Source organism: Streptomyces sp. 15-116A, from assembly GCF_025290915.1.
Classification (GTDB): Bacteria; Actinomycetota; Actinomycetes; order Streptomycetales; family Streptomycetaceae; genus Streptomyces.
This window is the reverse complement of record NZ_JAOCQE010000432.1, coordinates 1-3,420: the sequence shown is the minus strand read 5'-3', so window position 1 is coordinate 3,420 and position 3,420 is coordinate 1. Positions and strand designations below refer to the sequence as shown.

1 protein-coding gene is annotated in these 3,420 nt (G+C 75.1%); it reads right to left on the bottom strand.

Annotated features, from left to right (window positions below):
• On the bottom strand, window positions 1-3,420 hold a 3,420-nt coding region (locus N4P33_RS33865; protein ID WP_260830762.1), incomplete at both ends, for an SDR family NAD(P)-dependent oxidoreductase.

Here is a 3,420-nt window from a genome sequence, read left to right as displayed (position 1 = left end):
GGCCGCGTCGAGCAGCAGCTCGGTGGTGTCCACCGCGCCTGCCGCGTCCCTGGGGATCCGGGCCACCCGCACCAGCCGTACCGGGACGGCGAGGTCCCGCAGCACGGGCTCCAGGGCGGTGTGCACGGTCTCCGGGTCGGTGTCCTCGGCGGTGTAGGCCACGACGATCTCGCGGGCGCTCAGCTCGTCGGTGGCCAGCTCGGCGAGGATCACCGGGTTCTCCGGGTCCAGGCCGACCAGGAGGTAGTGGTCCGGCAGGGCGGTGGCGGCGAGGAAGGCCCGCAGCCCGTCGTCGGGGCCGAGCGCGGTGAAGCCGCGCTGCCGGGCCGGGGCGGCCGACCGGCCCCGGTTCATGCCGACGCCCTCCCACATGCTCCAGGCCAGGCAGCGCACGTCCCGGCCGCGCTCGTGGCGCCAGTGGTCGGCGAAGCCCACCAGGAAGGTGTTGGCGGCGGAGTAGGCGCCGAAGGAACGGCCGCCGAACTCGCCGTTGACCGAGCCGAAGAGCACGAGAGAGGCGCCGGGGCGGTCCTCCAGGACGCGGGCGACGGCGAGCGTGCCGGAGACCTTGGCCCGGTACTGGCGGTCGAAGCCGGCCGCGGTCTCCCGGGCCAGGGTGTGGCGTTCCAGGTCGCTCCACTGCCCGGTGACGTCGGCCGCCGCCAGGTGCAGCACCCCGTCCAGGGCGCGCCCGAAGCGCTCCTCGGCGTCCTCCACCGCCGCCTGCAGGGCGTCGGCGTCGGCGACGTCGGCCGGGACGTAGTGCACCGCGCCGAGCGCGGACAGCCCGGCGAGCGCCTCCGCCTTCTCCCCGGTGGGCTCGGAGCGCCCGACGAGCAGCAGCTTCGCCCCGTAGGCGGCGAGCAGATATCCGGCGACGTCCAGCGCGATGCCGCCGAGGCCGCCGGTGACCAGGTACAGGCCGCCCGGCACGAGCCGCGGCGGGGCGGTGGTCTCCTCCGGGCCGAGCGGCCTGAGCCGGGACTGCCAGCGCAGACCGTCGCGGGCGGCGACCACCCCGGCGTGGGTGCGGTCGGCGAGTTCGCCCTGGAGCGCGGCGGCCCACTGCCCCCGGTCGGCGGGCAGGTCGAGCTGGCGCACGGTGGCCGCGGTGACCTCGGTGACGGCGGTGCGGATCAGGCCCGGCACCGCGCACACCCCGAGATCGACGCGGTCCCCGGGGCGTACGTGCACCGCGCCGCTGGTCAGCACCAGCAGCTGCGGCGGGCGGGCGGCGAGGGCGGGGCTCTGCTCCAGCGCCCTCACCAGCGCGGTGATCCGGGCGGTGACCTCGGCGAGCCGGGCGGCGGGGCCGGCGTCCCGGTCCGGGGCGGGCAGGGTCCAGCCGCACACCACGGTGGAGATCGCGCCGTGCCGGGCGGTCACCGTCTCGATCACCCGTGCCAGTTGACCGGCGTCGTCCGGCGCGGCGCGGAAGACGACCGGTGACTCCTGGACGTACGAGGTGCCCTCGCCGACGACCACGGTGCGGCCCTCGTCGAGGCCTAGGGCGGTCAGGTCGCCGGGGTCGGCGAGGACCAGCCGCACCCCCTCGCCGGAGGCGCCGGAGGCGCCGGTGCCGTCGCCTGCCTCGGCGAGGCGGGCCCACTGGCGGCGGAAGAACCAGGGCGTGGACGACTGCTCCGGGCCGTCCCCGGCGTCCTCGGCCGGGGCGGGGATCCGGTCCGCGAACCGGCCGGCCTTCAGGTCGGTGACGAGCGCGTTGCGCTGGATCTTCCCGCTGGCGGTCTTGGGGAACTCGGCGGTGGTCACCGGCACGATCAGGTCGGGGGTCAGGCCCGCCTCGCGGCCGAGCCGGGCCCGGATGTCGCGCAGGGTGTCCTCGAGGAACTCCTCGTCCCAGCGCATCGGCACGAAGAAGACGACCAGACGGTCCGAGCCCTCTCCCGGCTCGCGCACGCCGGTGGCGGCCGCGTACGTGACCCGGACGCCCTCGGCCTCCTCGATCACGTTCTCCAGCTCATGGGCCACGTAGTTGGCGCCGCGGACCACGATCTGGTCCTTCTTCCGGCCGGCGATCACCAGGTGCCCGTCGTGCACGAAGGCCAGGTCTCCGGTGCGGAACCAGCCGTCGGCGTCGAAGGCGGCCCGGTCGGCCTCCGGGTTGCCGTGGTAGCCGCGCATCATGGTCACGCCGCGGATCTGCAGCTCGCCGATCCGGTCCTGGGGCAGGGTCGCGCCCTGCGCGTCCACCACCCGGATCCGTACGCCCGGCAGCGGAGCGCCGACGGTGGAGAACGACACCGCGTCCTTGCCGCCGCCGCTGCCGGGGAAGCGCAGCTCGCCGTCGAAGGAGGACGGGGCGACCACCACCGTGCCGAGCCGCTCGTCGTCGCGGCTCTGGGTGGCGTAGGTGACGCCCGAGCAGGTCTCCGACATGCCCCAGGCCGGGGCCATCGCGTCGGGCCGCAGCCCGTGCGGGGCGAGCAGGTGCAGGAAGCGGCGGGAGGTGGCGGCGATGACCGGCTCCCCGCCGTTGGCGAACTCCCGGACCCGGCTCAGGTCCCAGCTGCCCGCGGCGATCCGGTCGGCGTACTCGTTGACCAGGTTGAACGCGAAGTTCGGGGCCCAGGTGTTGGTGGCCCGGTAGCGGTCGAGGAGGTCCAGCCAGAGCAGCGGGTCACCGAGGAAGTCGTCGATCCGGCCGTTGACGTGCAGGCAGCGCAGGAACACGTCGCGGATGTTGTAGAAGACCATCGTCACGTGGTCCAGCGGCATCCAGATGACGCTGACGTCGTCCTCGGTGTAGCCGCGGCCCTGGGCGGCGGCCCAGGTGCGGGCGGTGACGCTGGCGTGGGTGTGCTGGACGCACTTGGGGACGCCGGTGCTGCCCGAGGTGAGCAGGTTGATCACCGGGGTGTGTCCGGCGGCCGGGTACCAGTCGTGGTCGGCCGGGTGCTCGGCGAGCTTCTCCACCGACAGCACGCGGACCGTGGACTCGCCCCACAGGGTGCGCACCTCGCGCAGCGCGGGCGCGGTGGCCTCGTCGGTGAGCAGCACCGGATGGCCGAGCAGGTCCCAGGCGCCGCGCAGCTTGCGGTTGGCCTCGTTGTGCGCGCTGTACGTGGTGGCCAGCGCGACCGGGGTGGGGACGAAGCCGCCCATCACGCACGCCCAGAACGCGGTCATGTAGCCGCGGTGGTCGGCGAACTGGAACAGCGCCGCGTCGCCCGGCTCCAGCCCGGCCGCGCGCAGTCCCGCGAGGACCCGCTCGGCCTCCGCGAGGAGCTCGGGGTACGTCTGCAGCTCCGGCTCCCGGCCGGCGCGGACGTAGACCGTGCCCTTGTCCGGGGCGAGCGCGGCGGCCTGCCGCAGCGCCTCCTGGACGTTCGTGGCACCGCCCGCGGGGACGATGAGGTCGCCGCCGTACAGCTCGGACGACGGCTTGCCGCCGGCCGC